The sequence below is a fragment of the Enterobacter sp. 04-C-12-SI-ECC genome (assembly GCF_047530715.1).
Classification (GTDB): Bacteria; Pseudomonadota; Gammaproteobacteria; order Enterobacterales; family Enterobacteriaceae; genus Enterobacter; species Enterobacter bugandensis.
The window spans coordinates 533,263-554,526 of the sequence record NZ_JBLKDI010000002.1; the positions used below are offsets into that span (position 1 = coordinate 533,263).

The 21,264-nt window shown below is 57.5% G+C and carries 17 protein-coding genes; 7 read left to right on the forward strand and 10 right to left on the reverse strand.

The features are described 5' to 3' along the window. Complete coding sequence (gene maeB, locus ACMWL8_RS05750; protein WP_028014008.1) at positions 1 to 2,280, reverse strand: NADP-dependent oxaloacetate-decarboxylating malate dehydrogenase; 2,280 nt, start codon at positions 2,278 to 2,280, stop codon at positions 1 to 3. 246 nt (positions 2,281 to 2,526) lie between these two features. On the opposite strand from maeB, the gene tal reads away from it, so the two are divergent. Next, positions 2,527 to 3,477: a transaldolase gene (gene tal / locus ACMWL8_RS05755; protein WP_028014009.1), complete on the forward strand. Its 951-nt coding sequence runs from the start codon at positions 2,527 to 2,529 to the stop codon at positions 3,475 to 3,477. Between the two features lie 19 nt (positions 3,478 to 3,496). Continuing rightward, a complete protein-coding gene (gene tkt, locus ACMWL8_RS05760) occupies positions 3,497 to 5,485 on the forward strand; it encodes a transketolase (RefSeq protein ID WP_045261158.1) in 1,989 nt (662 codons plus the stop codon). Between the two features lie 23 nt (positions 5,486 to 5,508). Here the strand turns inward: tkt and ACMWL8_RS05765 are convergent, their stop codons facing one another. After that, positions 5,509 to 6,552 carry a DUF1176 domain-containing protein gene (locus ACMWL8_RS05765; protein ID WP_045261159.1) on the reverse strand — a complete coding sequence of 348 codons (1,044 nt, stop codon included), beginning with the start codon at positions 6,550 to 6,552 and terminating at the stop codon, positions 5,509 to 5,511. Positions 6,553 to 6,661: 109 nt separating this feature from the next. Continuing rightward, a complete protein-coding gene (gene nudK / locus ACMWL8_RS05770) occupies positions 6,662 to 7,252 on the reverse strand; it encodes a GDP-mannose pyrophosphatase NudK (RefSeq protein WP_041908784.1) in 591 nt (196 codons plus the stop codon). Between the two features lie 236 nt (positions 7,253 to 7,488). Here nudK and narQ point away from each other — a divergent pair, with 236 nt between their 5' ends. Next, positions 7,489 to 9,183, forward strand: coding sequence for a nitrate/nitrite two-component system sensor histidine kinase NarQ (narQ, locus tag ACMWL8_RS05775; protein ID WP_045261169.1), 1,695 nt, complete (start codon positions 7,489 to 7,491; stop codon positions 9,181 to 9,183). 142 nt (positions 9,184 to 9,325) lie between these two features. After that, a complete protein-coding gene (gene acrD, locus ACMWL8_RS05780; RefSeq protein ID WP_045261160.1) occupies positions 9,326 to 12,439 on the forward strand; it encodes a multidrug efflux RND transporter permease AcrD in 3,114 nt (1,037 codons plus the stop codon). A 108-nt stretch (positions 12,440 to 12,547) separates the two neighbouring features. Here the strand turns inward: acrD and ypfM are convergent, their stop codons facing one another. Further along, positions 12,548 to 12,607, reverse strand: coding sequence for a protein YpfM (gene ypfM, locus ACMWL8_RS05785; protein ID WP_015572204.1), 60 nt, complete (start codon positions 12,605 to 12,607; stop codon positions 12,548 to 12,550). Positions 12,608 to 12,994: 387 nt separating this feature from the next. On the opposite strand from ypfM, the gene ACMWL8_RS05790 reads away from it, so the two are divergent. From ACMWL8_RS05790 to ACMWL8_RS05800, 3 genes are read left to right on the forward strand one after another with little or no spacing between them, the layout of a single operon-like run. Next, positions 12,995 to 13,351 carry an ArsC family reductase gene (locus ACMWL8_RS05790; RefSeq protein ID WP_045261161.1) on the forward strand — a complete coding sequence of 119 codons (357 nt, stop codon included), beginning with the start codon at positions 12,995 to 12,997 and terminating at the stop codon, positions 13,349 to 13,351. 3 nt (positions 13,352 to 13,354) lie between these two features. After that, entirely contained in the window at positions 13,355 to 14,482 is a 1,128-nt protein-coding gene (dapE, locus tag ACMWL8_RS05795) for a succinyl-diaminopimelate desuccinylase (protein WP_028014016.1), read from the forward strand. 24 nt (positions 14,483 to 14,506) lie between these two features. Continuing rightward, positions 14,507 to 14,704, forward strand: a complete 198-nt coding sequence (locus ACMWL8_RS05800; protein WP_013098222.1) for a YpfN family protein — start codon at positions 14,507 to 14,509, stop codon at positions 14,702 to 14,704. 38 nt (positions 14,705 to 14,742) lie between these two features. Here ACMWL8_RS05800 and ypfH read toward each other — a convergent pair whose 3' ends face one another. The 6 genes from ypfH to dapA all read right to left on the reverse strand — a co-directional run bounded on the left by ypfH (position 14,743) and on the right by dapA (position 21,194). Further along, positions 14,743 to 15,438, reverse strand: coding sequence for an esterase (ypfH, locus tag ACMWL8_RS05805; RefSeq protein WP_028014017.1), 696 nt, complete (start codon positions 15,436 to 15,438; stop codon positions 14,743 to 14,745). A 73-nt stretch (positions 15,439 to 15,511) separates the two neighbouring features. Beyond that, a complete protein-coding gene (locus ACMWL8_RS05810; protein ID WP_045261162.1) occupies positions 15,512 to 17,458 on the reverse strand; it encodes a tRNA(Met) cytidine acetyltransferase TmcA in 1,947 nt (648 codons plus the stop codon). Beyond that, complete coding sequence (locus ACMWL8_RS05815) at positions 17,458 to 18,321, reverse strand: neutral zinc metallopeptidase (RefSeq protein ID WP_045261163.1); 864 nt, start codon at positions 18,319 to 18,321, stop codon at positions 17,458 to 17,460. The genes ACMWL8_RS05810 and ACMWL8_RS05815 overlap by 1 nt, the downstream gene beginning before the upstream one ends. 120 nt (positions 18,322 to 18,441) lie before the next feature. Then, on the reverse strand, positions 18,442 to 19,155 hold the full coding sequence (gene purC, locus ACMWL8_RS05820; RefSeq protein ID WP_023332985.1) for a phosphoribosylaminoimidazolesuccinocarboxamide synthase: 714 nt from the start codon (positions 19,153 to 19,155) through the stop codon (positions 18,442 to 18,444). Between the two features lie 109 nt (positions 19,156 to 19,264). Further along, a complete protein-coding gene (gene bamC / locus ACMWL8_RS05825; protein WP_045261164.1) occupies positions 19,265 to 20,299 on the reverse strand; it encodes an outer membrane protein assembly factor BamC in 1,035 nt (344 codons plus the stop codon). A 16-nt stretch (positions 20,300 to 20,315) separates the two neighbouring features. After that, positions 20,316 to 21,194: a 4-hydroxy-tetrahydrodipicolinate synthase gene (gene dapA, locus ACMWL8_RS05830; protein WP_028014021.1), complete on the reverse strand. Its 879-nt coding sequence runs from the start codon at positions 21,192 to 21,194 to the stop codon at positions 20,316 to 20,318. Between the last annotated feature and the right edge of the window lie 70 nt (positions 21,195 to 21,264).

Consider the following 21,264-nt stretch of genomic DNA (forward strand, 5'->3'; position numbering starts at 1 on the left):
TTACAGCGGCTGCGTCTGCGCCTCAACCACCGCCAGCGCCACCATGTTCACGATACGGCGCACGGAGGCAATCGGCGTTAACACATGCACCGGCTTCGCCACGCCCATCAGCACCGGTCCTACGGTCACCCCTTCAGAGCTGGAGACGCGCAGCAGGTTGTAACTGATACGCGCCGCTTCCACGTTCGGCATAATCAGGATGTTCGCCGATCCCTTCAGCGGGCTGTCCGGCATACGTTCGTTGCGGATGCTCTCCACCAGCGCGGCATCACCGTGCATTTCCCCGTCAATCATCAGCTCCGGCGCACGCTCGCGCACCAGTTCCAGAGTCTGGCGCATTTTGCACGCCGCCGCGGATTTAGACGAACCAAAGTTTGAGTGCGACAGCAGCGCCACCTTCGGCTCAATACCAAAGCGACGCACGGTCTCGGCGGCCATCACGGTGATCTCCGCCAGTTCGTCCGGGGTTGGATCGTCGTTCACGTAGGTATCGGCAATAAAGGTGTTGCCGCTCGGCAGCAGCAGCGCGTTCATCGCCCCGGCGGTGTGCACGCCGTCGCGATAGCCGAAGATCTCCTGCACCACGCTGAAATGCTCGTGGTAATCGCCGATGGTGCCGCAGATCAGCGCATCCGCCTCGCCGCGATGGACCATGATCGCGCCGATGACCGTAGTATTGCTGATCACCGCCCGCTGCGCCTGTTCCTGGGTGATCCCGCGACGCTTCATGATCGCGTAATATTCGTTCCAGTACTCCTTGAAGCGCGGATCGGATTCGTTGTTAACGATCTCGAAGTCGACGCCCGGTTTAATCTGCAGGCCCAGCTTCTGAATTCGCATCTCGATCACGCTCGGACGACCAATCAGGATCGGCTTCGCCAGCCCTAAGGTGATAAGCTCCTGCGTGGCGTGCAGCACGCGCGCCTCTTCCCCTTCCGCCAGCACCACGCGCTTCGCGTCTGCGCGAGCCTGAGAGAAGATCGGCTTCATAAACAGGTTAGTTTTGTAGACGAACTCGGTGAGCTTATCGACGTACGCGTCGAAATCCTGAATCGGACGCGTCGCCACGCCGGAGTCCATCGCCGCTTTGGCAACGGCTGGCGCAATTTTGACAATCAGGCGCGGATCGAACGGTTTTGGAATGATGTAGTCCGGGCCAAAGCTCAGATCCTGATCCCCATACGCGGAGGCGACCACTTCGCTCTGCTCAGCGTGCGCCAGCTCGGCGATGGCGTGAACGGCGGCAAGCTTCATCTCTTCGTTGATCGCCGTTGCGCCAACGTCCAGCGCCCCGCGGAAGATGAACGGGAAGCAGAGCACGTTGTTCACCTGGTTCGGGTAGTCCGAACGGCCGGTACAGATAATGGCGTCTTCGCGCACCGCTTTCGCCAGCGGCGGCAGGATTTCCGGTTCCGGGTTCGCCAGCGCCAGGATCATCGGTGCGCGCGCCATTTTCTGCACCATTTCCTGGGTCAGTACTTTCGGGCCTGAACAGCCGAGGAAGATATCCGCGCCGTCAATCACGTCCTCAAGCGTGCGCTTGCCGTCATCTTCCACGGCATACGCCGCTTTGGTTTCCGCCATGTTCGGCTCGCGGTCTTTGTAGATAACACCCTTAGAGTCGCAGACCACGATGTTGTGTTTCTGCATCCCCAGCGCCACCAGCAGGTTCATACAGGCGATGGCCGCCGCGCCCGCGCCGGAGACCACCATGCGCACGTCGGAGAGATTTTTCTCCACCACGCGCAGGCCGTTGAGAATGGCAGCGGTGCTGATAATCGCCGTGCCGTGCTGGTCGTCATGGAACACGGGAATGTTCATACGCTCGCGCAACTTCTGCTCGATATAGAAACATTCCGGCGCTTTGATGTCTTCCAGGTTGATCCCGCCGAAGGTCGGCTCCAGCGCGGCCACCACGTTGATGAACTTATCGGGATCGAGTTCGTCCACTTCGATATCGAACACGTCGATACCGGCAAATTTCTTAAACAGAACGCCCTTCCCTTCCATCACCGGTTTACCGGCCAGGGCACCAATGTTGCCCAGGCCCAGCACCGCCGTACCGTTAGAGATAACGGCGACAAGGTTGCCGCGCGCGGTGTATTTGTAGGCCGCCAGCGGATCTTTTTCGATCTCCAGACATGGCGCAGCCACGCCCGGCGAGTAGGCCAGCGCCAGATCGCGCTGGGTCGCCAGCGGCTTGGTTGGGGAGACCTGAATTTTACCGGGGACAGGGAACTCGTGAAAATCGAGGGCACTCTGTTTTAACTGATCGTCCATCTTGTTATTCCTTTTACGTATCGGTCAGATAGTATCGCCGCTGAGCAGCGCATAAACTTTGAAGGCTGCCAAACTCTCACCATCACACATTAAAAATTGTTATCAATTTATAACAGCCATGTTACCCGTCTCAAAAGCAATGCCTGCCCCGTCTGCTATGCTTTTTTGTTAAGTCCATCATGATTTTCTCAGAAGTGTGAACTAACGCACTCATCTAACTCTTTTATTTCCAAGGAGTAATTATTTATGAACCAGCTAGACGGCATCAAACAATTCACCACCGTGGTTGCAGACAGCGGCGATATCGAGTCGATTCGCCACTATCAGCCAGAGGACGCGACCACCAACCCTTCGCTGCTTCTGAAAGCGGCGGGGCTTGCCCATTTTAGCCATCTGATTGACGACGCGATTGCCTACGGTAAACAGCGCGGGAAAACGCAGGAGCAGCAGGTTGCTGAAGCCAGCGACAAGCTGGCGGTTAATTTTGGTGCGGAAATTCTGAAAAGCATTCCGGGGCGCGTGTCGACCGAAGTAGATGCCCGCCTCTCATTCGATCAGGAAAAGAGTATTAACAAAGCGCGCCGCCTGGTGGAGCTCTACCAGGAACAGGGGATCGATAAGTCACGCATTCTGATCAAGCTCGCGTCCACATGGGAAGGCATCCGCGCGGCAGAGGTTCTGGAAAAAGAGGGGATCCACTGCAACCTGACGCTGCTGTTCTCCTTTGCCCAGGCGCGCGCCTGTGCCGAAGCGGGCGTGTTCCTGATCTCGCCGTTTGTCGGGCGCATCTACGACTGGTATCAGGCGAAACAGCCGATGGACCCGTACGTGGTAGAGGAAGACCCTGGCGTGAAGTCGGTGCGTAATATCTACGATTATTACAAGCAGCATCGCTACGAAACCATTGTGATGGGGGCCAGCTTCCGCCGCACCGAGCAGATCCTGGCGCTCGCAGGGTGCGACCGTCTGACCATCTCCCCTGACCTGCTGAAAAAGCTGCAGGAGAGCGACGAAACGGTGATCCGCAAGCTGGTGCCGACCTCTACCGTCCTGCCAAAACCGAAAGCCATGACCGAAGCGGAGTTCCGCTGGGAGCATAATCAGGACCCTATGGCCGTGGAAAAACTGGCGGACGGCATCCGCCAGTTCGCCGTCGACCAGCGAAAACTCGAAGATCTTCTCGCCGCCAAACTTTAACCTTGCCACGGAGTGAACTATGTCCCGTAAAGAGCTCGCTAACGCCATTCGCGCCCTCAGCATGGATGCCGTACAAAAAGCCAATTCCGGCCACCCTGGCGCCCCGATGGGGATGGCCGATATTGCCGAAGTGCTGTGGAACGACTTCCTGAAGCACAACCCCACTGACCCAACCTGGTACGACCGCGACCGTTTTATTCTTTCCAACGGCCACGCCTCGATGCTGCTCTACAGCCTGCTGCACCTTTCCGGCTACGACCTGCCGCTTGAGGAGTTAAAAAACTTCCGCCAGCTGCACTCCAAAACGCCGGGCCACCCGGAGATCGGCTATACACCGGGCGTGGAAACGACCACCGGCCCGCTGGGCCAGGGGCTGGCGAATGCCGTCGGCCTGGCAATTGCCGAGCGTACGCTGGCCGCGCAGTTCAACCAGCCCGACCACGAGATTGTCGATCACTACACCTACGTCTTTATGGGTGACGGCTGCCTGATGGAGGGGATCTCCCACGAGGTCTGCTCGCTGGCGGGCACGCTGGGGCTCGGCAAGCTGATTGGCTTCTATGACCACAACGGCATCTCCATCGACGGGGAAACCGAGGGCTGGTTTACCGATGACACGGCAAAACGCTTTGAGGCCTATCACTGGCACGTGGTGCACGAGATTGACGGCCACGATCCGGAAGCGGTGAAAAAAGCGATTCAGGAAGCGCAGAGCGTGAAGGACAAACCGTCCCTGATTATCTGCCGTACCACCATTGGCTTCGGCTCGCCGAACAAAGCGGGCAAAGAAGAGGCGCACGGCGCGGCGCTGGGCGAAGAGGAAGTGGCGCTGACCCGCCAGAAACTGGGCTGGAAATATCCGCCGTTTGAGATCCCGAAAGAGATCTACAGAGCATGGGATGCGCGCGAAGACGGTGAGAAAGCGCAGCAGGCCTGGAACGAAAAATTTGCCGCCTACAAAAAAGCGCACCCGGAGCTGGCCGCCGAGTTTTCCCGCCGCATGAGCGGCGGCCTGCCGGTAGACTGGGACGATAAAACCCAGGCGCTGATTGAAAATCTGCAGTCCAACCCGGCGAAAATCGCTACCCGTAAGGCGTCGCAAAACACCCTGAACGCGATTGGCCCTCTCCTGCCTGAGCTGCTCGGCGGCTCGGCGGATCTGGCACCAAGCAACCTCACCATCTGGTCCGGCTCTAAATCCCTGAAGGAAGACATTGCCGGGAACTACATCCACTACGGCGTGCGCGAGTTTGGGATGACCGCGATTGCTAACGGCATCGCCCATCACGGCGGCTTCATACCCTACACCGCCACCTTCCTGATGTTCGTCGAGTACGCCCGAAACGCGGCGCGTATGGCGGCGCTGATGAAGGCCCGGCAGATCATGGTCTACACCCATGACTCCATCGGGCTGGGTGAGGATGGTCCGACGCACCAGGCGGTAGAGCAGTTGGCAAGCCTGCGCCTGACGCCAAACTTCAGCACCTGGCGTCCGTGCGACCAGGTGGAAGCGGCGGTGGGCTGGAAGCTGGCCGTTGAGCGTCATAACGGACCTACGGCGCTGATCCTGTCGCGCCAGAACCTGGCGCAGATCGAGCGCACGCCGGAGCAGGTAAAAAACATTGCCCGCGGCGGGTACATCCTGAAAGACAGCGGCGGCAAGCCGGACGTGATCCTGATTGCCACCGGTTCCGAGGTGGAAATCACGGTGAAAGCGGCGGAGAAGCTTACCGCCGAAGGTCACGCGGTGCGCGTGGTATCTCTGCCTTCAACGGATATTTTTGACGCCCAGGACGAGGCGTATCGGGAATCGGTGCTGCCTTCCAGCGTTGCGGCGCGCGTGGCGGTGGAAGCGGGTATTGCCGACTACTGGTATAAGTACGTGGGGCTGAAAGGGGCAATTGTGGGCATGCGGGGTTACGGTGAATCCGCTCCTGCCGACAAGCTGTTCCCGTATTTCGGCTTTACCGTTGAGAACGTGGTGGAGAAAGCGCTGAGCGTGTTGTAGTGCGACAGCGCTATCCGGCAAAACTAGCGTGTGATCCACAGCGTGGGCCAGGCGTCTGGCCCATTCCAGCTATCGCAGCTTGGCTCTTCCGCATAGCGCACCAGGCGGAAGCGCTGGCCGTCAAAACGCCAGCGCGTCTGGATCCCGCAGTCTCCTATACCGCGTCCCAGCGCCAGCGTCGTCAGCTCGCGCGTTTTCTCATCGAAGCGGGCGTTCATCAGCTCCATGTCGCTGCTCTGGCTGGAGGGGGTGAACGGCAGACGTAACCTGACGCTACGGGCGGCGAACGGTTTTTTACGCGAGACCTGCCACGCCAGATCGACCGTGTTATAGGCCCCCGCTTCACAGCTGACGATCAACAGCGCTTTGTCATCCGTTAATGCAGTGACGCGTACTTCACGACGGTTAGGATCCAGCGAGCACTGGCTGTTGTTCATCCGCCACGTCCCATAATCCAGCAGATCGTTCAGCTCGCTATGCGTCAGCGGCGTTGGCGTCGGATTCACCACTGCCACCTTTTTTAATGCCGGTGCAGGAGGCACGCTCAGCGGCGGGCTATCTCCTTTTTTAATCCATGCCGTTTCGCTGCCAACGCGCTTCTGCTGGGCGTCGATAAACAGCAGCGCCGCCTTCAGACCGACCAGCGAGATCGTCTGCTTCCCCCCGCGCAGGGTCAGCGCCTGCCCTTCCTGAATGGTTTTCAGAAACGTGGTGATGGTACCCGCATCTTCAGTTTTGAGATGCCAGGGGGTTAACTGCCAGTGCTGCGAATTGAGCTTTAACGGAACGTTGTCGAGCAGCAGGCGCGGGGCAATGTCAGGCTCTTTAACCGGCGGGGCCGAAAGCCCGCCGAGATCGATGCGCAAGCTGGCGTCCGTTTTCGCGCCTGCACTACGGCTCAGCGTCATGACCAGACCGCGATGCTCGCCGGTGTTTCGCGCCACGCAGAAATTCTGGTTGTTGCAGGTAACCTGCCAGTCTGAAAAAGACTGCTGCGCGGGCGCAGCCCACACCAGAGGCGCGGGTAGCACGCAGAAAATGAAGAAAAGCAAAACGCAGTAGCGCATGAATGGCACAGCCCCGGAAACGAAAAGGTCAATCTGGGGCGTATCTTCGTGCCCAGGGCGGGCGGGCTCAATCGGATTTATCGGATAGATTTATCTGAAATACACGTTATCACGACATCGGTTTAGGGTTCATTAAGCCGCTGGTTTGCAGATACTGTAACAGGATCACCGCTTTACCGTCGCGGATCTCGCCGCTTTTCACCATCTCAACGGCCTGGGTGAAAGGCATTTCCAGCACTTCAATGTCTTCATCCTCCACGCCGCCGCCGCGATGCGTGCGCTGGGCATCGGTGTATTCCGCAATGAAGAAATGGACCAGCTCGGTCACCCCGCCAGGGGACATGAAAAGCTCAAAGACTTTTTGCACCTCGCCCACTTCAAAACCGGTCTCCTCAACGGCCTCCTTGCGGATGCAGACTTCCGGCTCATCGTCATCAAGCAGGCCGGCGCAGGTTTCAATCAGGCGCCCGTCCGCATTGCCGTTGACCCAAGTCGCGACCCGGAACTGGCGAATCAGCACTACGCTTTGCTTTTCACGGTTATACAGCAGAATGGTTGCGCCATTGCCCCGGTCGTAGACTTCGCGTTTGTGGCGAATCACGTCACCGTTCTTACGGGTTAAATCGTAAGTGATGTTACGCAGGACAAAGTAATTTTCAGAAAGGATTTTGTCTTTGATAACGGTAATGTTCAGGGACATACGGGCTCCACGGCTAAATGAGTCTGTTTATACTACCCCGTGAAGCCCGCTTTGTCGTCCGTCGGCTCAAACGGCGCGTTACTTCTCGCCAGATTTCAGGTTAATACCCAAAGCGGCTTTTGGATCAATAACCTTATCTTTAGTATGAATAAGCTATTTGCTCGCTACTGCGTTATCAGGCAATGTACAACTGCCCATGACCTGTGGCTGAGCCATTTTATGCAGAGATCCGTTCCGTGACCGTTAAACGCCCCGTTTCCGGAAGCCTTGCCTGGGCTTTCTTTTCGATCATTGCCCTGTCCGTGCTGACCAGCACCGTCGCGCTGCTGACGCTTGCCAGCAGCCAGCGTGACGCCGAAGCTATCAACATTGCGGGCTCGCTGCGCATGCAGAGTTACCGCCTCGGCTACGAGATGCAGCGCAACAGCCCCTCCCTTATGGCGCATCGTGAGAACTGGCAGCGAACGTTAAGCGCGCCTTCCCTGGAGAAGCTGAACCGCTGGTACGTCCCGGACAACGTCAAGGCGCGCTATCAGCAGCTGCATGTGGCCTGGCTGGACATGGACAAGCACATCGCCCGCGGCGACAGCGCATGGTATGACGCTCACATTGAGGATTTTGTCGGCCGCATTGATGCCTTTGTGCTCGCCCTCCAGCACTACACCGAAAATAAAATCCAGACGGTGACCCTCCTCTCTCTGGCTGGCGCGCTCGGGATCCTGCTGCTGACGCTGTTTACCCTGCGGCGCATCCGTCGCCAGGTGGTGTTGCCGCTGAACAACCTGGTGGCCGCCAGCGAACGCATTGAGCGAGGGGAATTTACCACCCCGGCGCCGGACACCGCGCTCCCCAACGAGCTGGGCCAGCTCTCCCGCGCCTTCAACCATATGTCGGGCGAGCTACATACTCTCTATCGGTCGCTCGAAGCCTCCGTCGCGGAAAAGACGCGCCATTTGCATGAAGCCCACCAGCAGCTCGACATGCTGTTCAAATGCTCCCAGGCGCTGAATACCGGGCAGATAGACAGCCTGTGCTTCCGGCATATTTTGCAGATTGTGCATGAATACACGCAGATGAATTACCTGGAGCTACGCACCAGCGACGACTGGCGGCTGTGTGAAGGAACAGAGGTGAGCGGCATTTCTCTGCAAACCCTGCCGGTGCTGATGCAGGATACCCTCTACGGCGAGCTGCGCTGGCAAAGCGAGACGGGCAGCGTTCCTCTTCCGCTGATGAGAAGCGTGGCGACCATGCTCGGACGTGGGCTGTACTTTAACCAGGCGCAGAAGCATTACCAGCAGCTGCTGCTGATGGAGGAGCGCGCCACCATCGCCCGCGAGCTGCATGATTCGCTGGCGCAGGTACTCTCCTATCTGCGGATCCAGCTCACGCTGCTTAAACACGCCGTGCCGGCGGAAAATGCCTCCGCGCAGACGATCATCACCGACTTCTCCCGCGAGTTGAACAACGCCTGGCAGCAGCTGCGCGAGCTGCTGACCACCTTCCGCCTGACGCTAAACCATGCGAATTTACCCGCGGCGCTGCAGGAGTCCCTCGATGCCCTGCAGAGCCAGACGCAGGCGAAGCTGCACCTCGACTGCCGCCTCTCCACCCTGGCGCTTGACGCGCAGAAGCAGGTGCATTTGCTGCAGATCGTGCGGGAGGCCGTCCTGAATGCGATTAAGCACGCGCAGGCCAGCGAGATCACCGTCAGCTGCGTGACCGCCTTGGACGGCACGCACAGCGTCAGCATTCGCGACAACGGCATCGGGATTGGCGAGGCCAGCGAGCCGCCGGGACACTACGGGCTGAACATTATGCGAGAACGCGCGCAACGGCTCGGCGGAATGCTGCACTTCTCGCAGCCGCAAAACGGCGGCACGCAGGTCAGCGTGACGTTCCCCGCACCCGCGCCGTTAACAGGTAAATAACGGTAAAGGGGGAAGCGCCGGGAAAAGCGCATGATAATTTACATTATCTCCTTTATTTCTCCACGTTTGGCCTGGGCCTTACCGCTAAAGTGATGCGGGCAATAAACAATAATGACGTGCAGCAAAACGAGGTCACACTTTCATGGCGAATTTTTTCATCGATCGCCCCATTTTTGCCTGGGTGCTTGCCATCCTGTTGTGTCTGACAGGTGTCCTGGCGATTACTTCTCTTCCCGTTGAGCAATATCCCGATCTGGCACCGCCTAACGTGCGTGTCACAGCAAACTACCCCGGCGCGTCCGCACAAACGCTGGAAAATACCGTGACGCAGGTTATCGAGCAGAACATGACGGGTCTGGATAATCTGATGTACATGTCCTCCCAAAGCAGCGCCACGGGACAGGCGACTGTCACCCTGAGCTTTGAGGCGGGCACCGACCCGGACGAAGCGGTGCAGCAGGTACAAAACCAGCTGCAGTCGGCCATGCGTAAACTGCCCCAGGCCGTGCAGAACCAGGGCGTCACCGTGCGTAAAACCGGTGATACCAACATTCTGACCATCGCGTTTGTCTCCACCGATGGCTCAATGGATAAACAGGACATTGCGGACTACGTCGCCAGTAATATTCAGGACCCGCTCAGCCGTATTAACGGCGTGGGGGATATCGACGCCTACGGCTCACAGTACTCGATGCGTATCTGGCTCGATCCCAACAAGCTGAACAGCTATCAGATGACGGCGACCGACGTGACGGACGCCATCAAAGCACAGAACGCCCAAATTGCCGTGGGGCAACTGGGAGGCACGCCTTCCGTCGATAAACAGGCCCTGAACGCCACCATTAATTCACAATCTCTGCTTCAGACCCCGGACCAGTTCCGCAACATCACCCTGCGCGTGAATCAGGATGGCTCAGAAGTGCGTCTGGGCGACGTTGCTAAGGTGGAAATGGGTGCAGAGAAATACGATTACCTGAGCCGCTTTAACGGCAACCCGGCCTCTGGACTGGGAATTAAGCTGGCCTCCGGCGCAAACGAAATGGCGACGGCGAAGCTGGTATTGGACCGTCTGGATGAGCTGTCGCAGTATTTCCCGCACGGGCTGGAGTACAAGGTCGCCTATGAAACCACCTCCTTCGTTAAAGCTTCGATTGAGGACGTAGTCAAAACCCTGCTGGAAGCGATCGCCCTGGTGTTCCTGGTCATGTACCTGTTCCTGCAAAACTTCCGCGCCACGCTGATCCCCACCATTGCCGTCCCGGTGGTGCTGCTGGGCACCTTTGCGGTGCTTTACGCGTTCGGCTACAGCATCAACACCCTGACGATGTTTGCCATGGTGCTGGCGATTGGCCTGCTGGTGGACGATGCTATCGTGGTGGTCGAAAACGTCGAGCGCATCATGAGCGAAGAGGGGCTTTCCCCGCGTCAGGCGACGCGTAAATCGATGGGACAAATTCAGGGGGCGTTAGTCGGTATCGCGATGGTGCTGTCGGCGGTCTTTATCCCGATGGCCTTCTTTGGCGGTACAACCGGGGCGATTTACCGTCAGTTCTCAATCACCATCGTCTCGGCGATGGTGCTCTCCGTACTGGTGGCGCTGATCCTCACTCCCGCGCTCTGCGCCACCCTCCTTAAGCCGCTGCACAAAGGGGAACATCACGGCCAGAAAGGGTTCTTCGGCTGGTTTAACCGCACGTTCAACCGCAACGCCGAGCGGTATGAATCTGCCGTCGGCAAAGTGCTACACCGCAGCCTGCGCTGGATGATGATTTACGTTGTGCTGCTGGGCGGCATGGTGTGGCTGTTCCTGCATCTTCCCACCTCGTTCCTGCCGCAGGAAGACCGGGGGATGTTCATCACCTCGGTGCAGCTCCCGAGCGGATCCACCCAGCAGCAGACGCTGAAGGTGGTTCAGAACGTTGAGCAGTACTTCTTCACCAAAGAGAAAAATAACGTTGTTTCGGTCTTCTCTACCGTCGGCTCCGGCCCGGGCGGGAACGGGCAGAACGTCGCCCGCATGTTTGTCCGCCTGAAAGACTGGGACGAACGCGACGCCAGAACGGGAACCTCGTTCGCCATCATTGAACGCGCAACCAAAGCGTTTGCCCGCATTAAAGAGGCGCGCGTCTTTGCCAGCAGCCCGCCCGCGATCAGCGGCCTGGGCAGTTCCGCCGGGTTTGATATGGAGCTACAGGATCACGCCGGCGCGGGCCACTCGGCCCTGATGGCCGCGCGCGATAAGCTGCTAGAACTAGCAGGGAAAGATCCCGGCCTGACCCGCGTTCGTCACAACGGTCTTGACGACAGCCCGCAGCTTCAGGTGGATATCGACCAGCGTAAGGCGCAGGCGCTGGGCGTGTCGATCGAGGATATCAACGACACCCTGCAAACCGCATGGGGCTCAAGCTACGTAAATGACTTTATGGATCGCGGCCGAGTGAAAAAAGTGTATGTCCAGGCAGCCGCGCCGTTCCGCATGTTGCCGGATGATATTAACCGCTGGTTTGTACGCAATAATTCTGGCGGGATGGTCCCCTTCTCCGCCTTTGCCACCTCGCGCTGGGAGAGCGGTTCGCCGCGTCTGGAGCGCTATAACGGCTATTCGGCAGTTGAAATCGTCGGGGAAGCCGCGCCGGGCGTCAGCACCGGTACCGCCATGGACACCATGGAAAAACTGGTGCAGCAGTTGCCCGCCGGTTTTGGTCTGGAATGGACGGCCATGTCTTACCAGGAGCGTCTCTCCGGGGCGCAGGCCCCTGCCCTCTATGCGCTTTCTTTGCTGGTGGTCTTCCTCTGCCTTGCCGCGCTGTATGAGAGCTGGTCGGTTCCGTTCTCGGTCATGCTGGTGGTGCCGCTTGGGGTTATCGGTGCGCTGCTGGCGACCTGGATGCGCGGCCTGGAGAACGACGTTTACTTCCAGGTGGGGCTACTTACGGTGATCGGCTTGTCGGCGAAAAACGCCATTCTGATCGTTGAGTTTGCCAACGAGATGAATGCCAAAGGCCACGAGCTGATGGCCGCCACGCTGCACGCCTGCCGCCAGCGCCTACGTCCGATCCTGATGACCTCACTGGCGTTTATTTTTGGCGTACTGCCGATGGCAACCAGCACGGGTGCAGGCTCAAGCAGCCAGCATGCGGTGGGTACCGGCGTCATGGGGGGGATGATTTCGGCCACCATCCTGGCGATTTATTTTGTGCCGCTGTTCTTTGTGCTGGTGCGTCGTCGCTTCCCGCTCCGGGAGCGACAGGAATAACCCGCAGTCATAAAAAAGGCGGCTTAATCGGCCGCCTTTTTATTGTGTGATTAATTCACACTATGGTTATTTTACTTATTTTAGTGCTCTTGCAATTCTTACTGAATGTCATTTACGAAGCATGCCTTCGATAAAATCTTTCCAGTTCCCCAGTTCACGTTCAATCATAACAACCTCTCTTATTATTATGCGCATTCTACGAAAACGTATCATCATTGTGAAGACTGTTTAACCAATCGCTGTGATTGTACCCCGCCACCGTTGGGGATTTATGATAAATATGAACGGAGGAGTTTAAATTTTGTGTGACGGCCAGCAATATTTTGAAATAACCCTACGCACGGGTGAGTTTTATTTTACGCGCTGAGTTTATTCAGAATTTAAACACGGTGGACATCTATGCTTAAATGGTGAAAGTATATTCAGCGTACAAGTGTGAGTTGAATTAAGAAGAAGTGTAAATCCAGAGCATTCTTGAGTGTGTTATATTCCACCTAAAGATATATCTTCGAATTTATTGAACGTTTAATCGCCATAAGAGCAAAAGGATTCAACATGGTTGTGATGTACGGCATTAAAAATTGCGACACCATCAAAAAAGCACGCCGCTGGCTGGAAACTAATAACGTCGAGTACCGCTTCCACGATTATCGTGCCGACGGGCTTGATGCAGAATTTCTGCATACCGCCATTAACGAACTGGGATGGGAAGCGCTGCTGAACACCCGCGGCACCACCTGGCGTAAGCTGGACGAATCCGTGCGCGCCAGCATCGTTGACGCCGACAGCGCGGCAAAGTTAATGCTCGACATGCCGGCAATTATCAAACGCCCATTGCTCTGCAAGCCAGGTCAGCCTATGCTGCTGGGTTTCAGTGAAACCCTTTATTCTGACTTTTTCGTAGAGGTGTAGTGTATGTCATGCCCGGTCATTGAGCTGACTCAACAGCTTATTCGCCGTCCCTCCCTTAGCCCGGACGACGCAGGTTGTCAGGCATTAATGATTGAGCGCCTGCGCGCCATCGGTTTTACCGTTGAGCGCATGGATTTTGGCGACACCCAGAACTTCTGGGCGTGGCGTGGCCAGGGCGAAACGCTGGCCTTTGCCGGGCACACTGACGTCGTTCCCGCGGGTGACGCCGATCGCTGGATTAATCCGCCGTTTGAGCCGACCATCCGCGATGGCATGCTCTTCGGCCGCGGCGCGGCAGACATGAAAGGTTCGCTGGCGGCAATGGTTGTGGCGGCAGAGCGCTTTGTGGCTCAGCATCCGAACCACAAAAACCGTCTCGCGTTCTTGATCACCTCCGATGAAGAAGCCAGCGCCCATAACGGTACCGTGAAGGTCGTTGAGGCGCTGATGGCGCGCAATGAACGTCTTGACTACTGTCTGGTCGGCGAGCCTTCCAGTACCGAAGTGGTGGGTGATGTCGTCAAAAATGGTCGCCGCGGCTCGCTGACCTGTAACCTGACCATACATGGGGTTCAGGGGCACGTGGCCTACCCGCATCTGGCCGATAACCCGGTCCACCGTGCCGCGCCAATGCTGAACGAACTGGTAGGCATCGAGTGGGATAAAGGCAACGAGTTCTTCCCGCCGACCAGCATGCAGATCGCCAACGTCAAGGCCGGAACCGGCAGCAACAACGTCATCCCGGGAGATTTCTTTGTCCAGTTCAACTTCCGCTTCAGTACCGAACTGACCGACGAGACGATCAAAGCGCGCGTTGTCGCTCTGCTGGAAAAATACAACCTGCGCTACACCGTTGACTGGTGGCTTTCCGGCCAGCCGTTCCTGACGCAGCGCGGCAAGCTGGTGGATGCGGTGGTGAACGCCATTGAGCACTATAATGAAATTAAGCCGCAGCTGCTGACGACGGGCGGCACCTCAGACGGACGCTTTATCGCCCGCATGGGTGCACAGGTTGTCGAACTGGGTCCGGTTAACGCGACGATTCACAAAATCAACGAGTGTGTGAACGCAGCCGATTTACAACTGCTGGCCCGCATGTATCAACGTATTATGGAGCAACTCGTCGCCTGACGAGCGCTCAGAGAGGAATAGCGAATGGATTGGCTTGCAAAGTACTGGTGGATTCTGGTGCTGGTGTTTCTGGTCGGCGTACTGCTGAACGTGATTAAAGACCTTAAGCGCGTTGACCACAAAAAGTTTCTCGCGAATAAGCCGGATCTCCCGCCGCACCGTGATTTTAACGACAAGTGGGACGATGACGACGACTGGCCGAAGAAAGACCAGAAGAAGTAATCGGTCTGTATCCCCTCTCCTGTGGAGAGGGGATAACCTCACATAAACTCAACAATATCATCATCATTCGGCTTACCGCCGCTGAGCGCTTCATCAAAGTAGTGCTTCGGCACGGTATAGCGCAGATGGTCGAGCGCAAACTGCATGCTGCGGTCGTCGATCGCGTGGCCCAGATCGTCAACAATATCCAGCGTCACATCCCCGCCCTCGCGCACCAGCGCTTCCTGGGCAGCTACCGCATGCGAAAGCTCAATCACCCGATCTTCACCACCGTGAATGAGATGGATGGTGGTCTGCGTGGTCGCGCTTGTCGGTAGCGTTGCATAACGCCCGTTAAAGGCGATGACGCGTGAAGCCAGACCGGGCTGCGCTTTTACGCTTTCCAGCGACATGATTGACCCCTGCGAGAAGCCAATCAGCGCCGTTGCGTCAGCGCCTACGCCGCTCTGCTGCTGCCAGTAGCGCACGATGTCGATAAACGTGGGCATGATCGCATCAATGCGCGCCTGACGGTTCTCCTCCGTCACTCCCTGAACCGGGAACCACTGCCGTCCGTCTGGACCGCACGGCTCCACGCCGCCGATGCTGACGATCAATGCTTCCGGAAAAACGGGCGCAAACCAGCGGCCAATCTGTCCCATATTGACGGCATTATCGCCCACGCCATGAAACAGGAGCAGTAACTGTTTAGCCGGTTTGTCAGGGCTTTGAACAACAAAATGGTCGTGTTTCATGGCGGTCTCCTTAATTGATGAGCAGGATTTTACGCCTCTGCGGGGTAATGACCATGCCACTTTACTGAAGAAGTCATTGAAAAAATTGCCATTGCAAAATGTCGGCTTTCAGCTGCTGGCAGCGGGAATAATCAAGGCTCTCAAGCGCTTGCGCGGTTTCACTCCGCAGTTTAGACAGCAGCGCTTTTCGCCCCTTCTCCTCCGTCTTACCCTCTATTTTCCCGCGCAGCGCCGGAAGCGGCATGTCTGTAGCTAACACCAGCCGCGTCAGGGCAGCAACCGAGGTTGAAAATGCCCGGTGCGCAAAGGCAAATCCCGCCAACTCCAGCCAGTCGTCACTATTAAGGGTAGCTTCCCAGGCATCGGTCACCGGGATCTTTTCGCCGTTCCAGGCTGAAAGAACGCGCATATCACGACACAGGCGCTGGTGCTCCTGCGCGCACAGGCGGTGCCCGGCCTCGCTATGCGGCAGTAAGGCCATCGCCGTGTAGCACCCGCTGCTGGCTTCCCGATGGCTGCCCATTCGCACCAGCACAAAGCCGCACTGCCGCCAGAAACGCCACAGCTCGTCGGTATAGCCAAAACTTACCGAGAGATAATCTTCACCGCTGGCGCTGCGAATAAGCCGCTGGCCGATACCTTCCCGTTGACGGTGGGGATGCACCGCAATGCGGCTAATCCGCCGCCCCTTCAGCGTCGCCGCAAGAGGCGACCCGCCGTGCGCCGCCAGTGATTGCGCCACAAGGTTCCCGCGAGGACGACGAAAGCCCGCCCACACCGCGCGGCTCAGATCGGGGGGCAATCCCCCCTCTTCCACCAGCCAGAGCGCGCCCGCCATATCCGCACCCGCGTGTGCAACCGCAAAGTGCTGGCCGGGGGCGTCCATCATACGGCGTAAATCGAGCGGGGACGTCCGGTAGTGCGCGGCACACAGCAGTTCATACACGCTTGCCACGCGCGCCGGGTCGCTCTCCCACATCCGCGGCTCCAGCAACCGTATACGCACGTCACCTTCCGGTTTGCGGTCAATAAGCGCGTCGTCAAACAGCAGCGTATTCGCCACTATCCGCTCAAGCGGACACCCGAACGCCCAGCGAATGGGGGTGGTTAAGGTATAGCGCCGCAGCCCGCTGAACCGGGCGCAGAACTTGAGCAGAAACCCCCTGCCCGTGCCTTCATAACCCTGTACCGTGGTGGTCAGCAACACGCGGGGAAAGCGCGACACCAGCTTGTCCAGCAGCGGGCCGGGGATGGCTGCGGCTTCATCAACAATCAACCAGTCGGCTTCTGTCGTGGAGGCCAGCAGCGCATCCGGGGCCATAAAGTGAAAATGCTCGCCAGCGAAGCGCGCAATGACATCCGTTGCCCCTTTGGCCGGTGCAGTGACCACCGCACTCCCCTGAATGCTGTTGAGCAGCATCCCCGCGAGGGCTGACTTTCCGCGCCCCCGCGGTGCCGTCACGGCAGCGACGCCCTCAGGCATGGTCAGAAGCGCGTCGAGGATCTCCGCCTGCTCGCGCTGCGGCTCGCCGCTGGCTGGCTGCCAGGCGGGCGAATCCGGCGCAGCGGGAAGAGAGAGAGGACGGTGCTGTTGCCAGACGATCGCATCCGCATCGGCGGCAAGCGTCCGGCAAAAATGGTGAACGAAGCGCGGGGTGGCGATGGGTTCTGCGCTGTCGCTCCAGCGCACGGAATCGCCGTCGGGCTTGTCGGCCCAGTCAGCGAGAGGCGGCACCAGCAGCACCAGCAGGCTTCCGGCGCGCAGCGTCCCGCTGAGTGCGGCAAAGGCTGAAACATCAAACCCGGCACGCGCATCAAAAACGGCGTGCAGGTATTCGCGCCCCAGCATCCCGCTAACGGCTTTTGAGGGATTCTCCTCCAGCCACAGCCAGTCTCCCGGCAAGGCATCACGCAGGCCAGCCGCCTGGCTCAACGTCCATTGCTCATCGCCAGTGAGCACCACCAGACGGCGGTGCCCGGTACGCTCAAGCTCGCGCGTCAGATGTTCAAACGACACCATCACATGGCTTTGCCAAAGGTATTACACTGGGCCGGATCGCCGCTGTCAAAGCCGCGCTTGAACCAGCTGTAGCGCTGCTGTGACGTACCGTGAGTGAAACTGTCCGGCACGACATGACCCTGGCTCTGCTGCTGCAAACGGTCGTCGCCGATGGCCTCAGCCGCGTTTAATGCCTCTTCAAGATCCCCGGATTCCAGCACGCCCTGCTGCTGCATACTGTGGCCCCAGACGCCCGCGAAGCAGTCCGCCTGCAGTTCCATTTTGACGGAAAGGCGGTTCACTTCGGCCTGAGACGCGTTCTGCTGCAGCTGGCGCACTTTGGGCTCAATCCCCAGCAGCTTTTGCACGTGATGGCCGACTTCATGCGCGATAACGTAGCCCTGAGCAAAATCACCGTCAGCGCCAAGCTTGCGTTTCATGTCATCGTAAAAAGAGAGATCGATATAGACGGTGCCGTCTGCCGGGCAGTAGAACGGCCCCATCACAGATTGCCCGGTACCGCATCCGGTGCGGGTTGCGCCCCGGTACATCACCAGCTTAGGCTGCTGGTAGGTGCGCCCCATCTTCTCGAACTGCTGACTCCAGGTGTCTTCAGTTGTGGCGAGAATAACGGAGGTAAATTTGGCCGCTTCATCTTCATTCGGGCTGATGGAGCGCTGAGACTGTTGCTGCTGCAGCGGTTGACCGGTCATCAGACCGGTGAGGTCGACCCCGTAGTAACCTGCGACCAGCACCACAATCAGCAGGATGATACCGCCCTTGCCGCTGGGTAAGCGGAAGCCGGGCCCGCCCATTGAAGGACCGCCACCATCACTGCGTCTGTCTTCTACATTGTCACTTTCACGACGCCCTTGCCAGCGCATAACCACCTCGAACTATTCCATTAATAATAGCTATGATCGTAGGCGGTTAACGGCAAGATTACCATAGGAAACAAAGGTAAGACGCCAAAGGATGCGAACATCCTTTGGCAACTGAGGAACTTAGTCGAGCTTAACGCCTAAACGGTGAGCTACCGCCTCGTACGCTTCAATCAGGCCACCCAGGCTCTGACGGAAACGGTCTTTGTCCATTTTATCCAGGGTTTCTTTATCCCACAGGCGGCTGCCGTCCGGGGAGAACTCGTCGCCCAGCACCACTTCACCTTTGAACAGACCAAACTCCAGCTTGAAGTCGACGAGGATCAGGCCCGCGTCATCAAACAGCTTTTTCAGCACGTCGTTGGCTTTGTAGGTCAGTTCCTGCATGCGCGCCAGGTTCTCTTTGCTCACCCAGCCGAAGGTTTCGCAGTAGGATTCGTTGACCATTGGGTCGTGCATGGCATCGTTTTTCAGGAACAGGTCGAACAGCGGTGGATTCAGCTCAATACCTTCTTCAATGCCCAGACGCTTCACCAGGGAGCCTGCCGCACGGTTACGAATCACGCACTCAACCGGAACCATATCCAGTTTTTTCACCAGACATTCCGTATCGGACAGCAACGCTTCCATCTGGGTCGGGATACCCGCTTCGGCCAGTTTGGTCATAATGAAGTGGTTGAACTTGTTGTTCACCATGCCTTTACGATCGAACTGCTCAATGCGGGCGCCATCCCCTGCTGACGTATCATTGCGGAACTCGAGCACCAACAGATCCGGGTTCTCCGTGCTGTATACGGTCTTCGCTTTGCCACGATACAACTCAGCTTGCTTCTGCATCTTCATTACTCCTGGTGTGATAATTTGCGTTCAAAACGGGGTATATTATGCCACGCACACGTTTGCGTAGCACGAAAATAAAAAGGGCGGGATTAACCCGCCCTCGTATTTATTTGCTGAATGCTGCCTGGAAGACAGCGACCAGCGCATCGTTCTGCGCCTGGGTCAGCGTGTGACCTTTTGGATCGATAAACTGCAGGCTGCTGCGGTTATCGAGGTCACCTACCTGAATCTTGTAATCACCGGAGGAAAGCTGAGGATCTTTGGCGCCCAGTTCCTGCCACGCGCTGTCGGACAGCGGCTTATAGGTCGCCGTTATGCTGCCGGTTGAACGGGTGCTGTCGGTCACTTTCATGCCCACTTTTTCCAGCGTCGCTGGCAGGCGCTGCCAGGTCTGGTTAAACGGTGCACGCACCACCAGCATTGGCAGGCCGGTGTCATCCGCGCCGCTCTGAACGTCGTAAGTGACGCCGTTACGGTTCTGCGCGGCGTTCGCGGCATCGGTAGCGGTCTTATCCAGACCTGCGGCGATCACGTTCAGCATTTCAGTGCTGTAACGCTGCATAGAGGCGGCATCCGCAACCGGTTTACCCGCCTGCTCCAGGTTCAACAGCTTAACGTTAACTGCCTGCTGGTAACCCTGTGGTTTCACGGAGACCTGATAGCGTCCACGGTACTGCTGATCTTCATCAAGACGGTTCCACTCGATCCAGTCGGTGGTTAACGTCTGGCTGGCGTCATCGCGCTTATCAATGGTGTAATTCTTCGCCTGAATAACGCTGACGACCTGTGGCCACAGATTGCTTCCGCGCGCGCTTTCAACCAGCAGAGACGCCGTATCACCGGTGAACTGGGTACGCGCCCCGCTTACCAGCGCCAGAGGCTGTGCTGGCGGACGAATATCAAGCGCTTTACCAACCAGGCCGCTGCCGTTGGTCACGGGAATATTATAATCGCCGTTTTGAATCGGCAGGATCATACCAGCCGGTGCATGAAGTTCAGCAAGCGGGGTCGCATCCAGATAGGATTCATCACCGCTCACCTGGCGCTTGTAGCGCGAGTCTGAACTACAGGCAGCGAGCAGCATAACAAGCGAAACACTCGCAACCTTCGCCAGGCGCGACTTCTGTACTGAATAAGCCATCAAATCTCCCTAAACTTTACAGCAAACCGGCATGCTTCAGCGCTGCCCTGACGATGTCGCGACCGTGGTCGGTAATCGGTGTCATTGGCAAACGCAGCGTATCGGATGCTACAAGCCCCAACTCCTTACACGCCCATTTCACTGGGATCGGATTGGGTTCGACAAATAATTTATTGTGCAACGGCATCAGACGCTGATTAATGACACGCGCTTCATTATAGTGACCGGCTGCGGCCAGTTTGCACATTTCAGCCATATCGCGCGCCGCAACGTTCGCCGTTACGGAGATCACGCCATGACCACCAAGCTGCATAAAGTCCAGCGAGGTCGCATCATCACCACTCAACAGGATAAAGTCGTCTGAAACCAGCTCTTTGATCTGATGAACGCGGCTTAAGTTCCCTGTCGCCTCTTTAATACCGATAATATTTTTTACTTCCGAGAGACGACCAACGGTTTCCGGCAGCATATCGCAACCGGTACGGGACGGCACATTATACAGAATTTGTGGCAAGTCAGTATGTTCAGCGATGGCTTTGAAGTGCTGGAACAAACCTTCCTGAGTAGGACGGTTGTAGTAAGGGGTGACCGTCAGACAGCCCACGATGCCGCTGTCGTTAAAACGTTTGGTCAGGCTGATCGCTTCTGCGGTCGCATTAGCACCTGTCCCCGCAATGACCGGAATACGTCCGTCAGCCAGTTCCAGGGTCAGCATAACCACATCGCCGTGCTCTTCGTGGCTCAGCGTTGCAGATTCACCGGTAGTCCCTACCGAAACGATCGCCGAGGTTCCATTGGCGACATGGTAATCAATCAGCTTTTTCATGCTGGACCGGCAGACATTACCTTTTTCATCCATCGGTGTAACAAGCGCGACAATACTTCCCGTGAACATGAGCCATCCTCTGTGCGAACAAGAGCCTCAATGGTACGTTTGGAACTGTAATAAAAGCAAGCGACCTGAG